This window comes from Mesorhizobium sp. M7A.F.Ca.CA.004.04.2.1, from assembly GCF_004022825.1.
Lineage (GTDB): Bacteria > Pseudomonadota > Alphaproteobacteria > Rhizobiales > Rhizobiaceae > Mesorhizobium.
The window spans coordinates 1-1918 of record NZ_RZPH01001102.1 but is presented as its reverse complement, the minus strand read 5'-3'; the positions used below and the strand labels follow the sequence as shown (position 1 = coordinate 1918).

Here is a 1918-nt window from a genome sequence, read left to right as displayed (position 1 = left end):
GTCCTATGTGACGGGCTCGGAAATTCACATCAATGGCGGCCAGCACGTGTGACATAACAGGATGCTCATCCTGTTATGGTGAGAACGGCCTTGCCGCTGAAGCTGCGCTGTCGCAGTGCGTCCAGCGCTTGGGCGATGTCTGTCCATGGCACGGTCAAGGCCACGCGTGTTTCGAGCCGGCCGGCTGCGACCAGAGCGAGCAGCGAGGCGATGTCCTCGCCAATGCCTGGACCGGACGTGTAGTAGGCGAAGGTCTGAAGCCTCGCTCCTCCATGATCCGGAACGAACTGGCGGAATCCGACGGGCGTTAGTTCGCCGCTGCTCGAACCGAACATGACGATGGTCCCGCCAGGGGCGACGCGTTCGATCGCGCATGCGAGGCTTTGGCCGCCAACCGACTCGGTAATCAGCGAGAACGGCCCCTCGGCCAGGTCTATCGCTTCGACAACCTGCCTGGCTCCGAGGCCGCGGAGATCCTCAGCGTGCCGGGCGGCGGCGACAGCGGTCACGAATCCGCCCTGATGGCGGGCGAGCTGGATCTGGAAACGACCGACCGCACCGCTTGCGCCGGTGATCAAGACCTGCTGGCCGGCGAGGTCCCCGCCATGGCGTAGAGTCCTCAGCGCCGTCGTACCGGCGACAGGAAGCGTGGCTGCGGAAACGAAGCTGACGTCATCCGGCAGGGCGGCGAGACGGTCGGTTGGGACTGCGATGCGTTCGGTCCAACCAGCCTCGTCGACCAACGCGACAACCCGGGCGCCGACGGTTGGCCCGGAACCATCGGCTGCTCTTCGTTCGACAATCCCCGCAATGTCCTGGCCGGGTATCCAGCCCTTGGGGCGTATGGCAAGCAGGCGCAGTTCGCCGCGATTCAACGAAGTGGCGTGGACCGAGACAAGCGCTTCATTCGAGGCCGGTTGAGGCTCGGCGACGTCGGCGAGCCTCAACCCGGTCGCACTTTCGGGAGAGATGACCAGGGCGAGCATGGCGTACCTTGTTGCTGGCTTGTCGGTGCCAGCTTGCGTTGGAAAGCACGGCAAGCTGAGTACCCACGTAGGTAGCGAGCCATACCGGCGATGGCGCGCAGCGTCACGAGATCAACCCTGCGCGAACCGGAGCCTATCGACTTCCGCGGTTAAAGAATTTAGCTATCATGGCGTTTCATCGCTAATAGCAGTCAATCATGAGACGGCCCCTCAGCTACCCCTGGCTTGATCTCGATGTGGATGACCCTTCCGCGTTGGCGATTGCCGTGCGCGTCGACATCCCCGACACCCGAGCGGAAGTCCCCGCCCACCGGCACCGCAAAGGCCAGCTCGTCTTCGCGCTCGGCGGCGGCGTCACATGCCGCGTTCCAAGCGGTCTATGGATGGTGCCGCCGCATTGCGGGGTGTGGATCCCCGGCGGCATGGAGCACAGCAATGTCGCAACCGCCAACGCCCGGATTTTTTTCGTCTACATAGAGCCGGGAGCGGCCGACCTGCCAGAGCGGTGCTGCACGCTTTCGATCTCGCCACTGCTGCGCGAATTGATCATCGAGCTTTCCGATCGGCTGCAGGACGACGAGGCGAGGGGCGAACTCTTGACCAAAATGCTGCTCACCGAATTGCCACGCATGCCTGTCCAGCAATTGCACCTGCCGATCTCATCCGAGCCGCGCTTGAACAGGATCGCCGAGGCGTTGGCGCAAGACCCTGCCGACCGCAGCACGCTGGCGGACTGGGCCAAGCGCATGGCGCTCAGCGAGAGCAGCCTCGCCCGCCTTGTGACAAAGGAGACAGGGCTGAGTTTCGGGCGCTGGCGCCAGCAATTGCACTTGATCGTTGCAATTCGGGAACTGGCGTCCGGCAAGAGTGTCGAGCAAGTCTCGGGCGATCTCGGCTATGGTTCGGTCACGGCCTTCATCACCATGTTCAAG

The 1918-nt window shown here is 63.6% G+C and carries 2 protein-coding genes; one reads left to right on the top strand and one right to left on the bottom strand.

What is annotated here, in order from left to right; genetic code table 11:
* Positions 1-65: 65 nt before the first annotated feature.
* A complete protein-coding gene (locus EN893_RS31735) occupies positions 66-986 on the bottom strand; it encodes a zinc-binding dehydrogenase (protein ID WP_128362088.1) in 921 nt (306 codons plus the stop codon).
* Between the two features lie 197 nt (positions 987-1183).
* Here EN893_RS31735 and EN893_RS31730 point away from each other — a divergent pair.
* A partial coding sequence (locus tag EN893_RS31730) for a helix-turn-helix transcriptional regulator (protein WP_164901288.1) occupies positions 1184-1918 on the top strand: 735 nt, incomplete at its 3' end.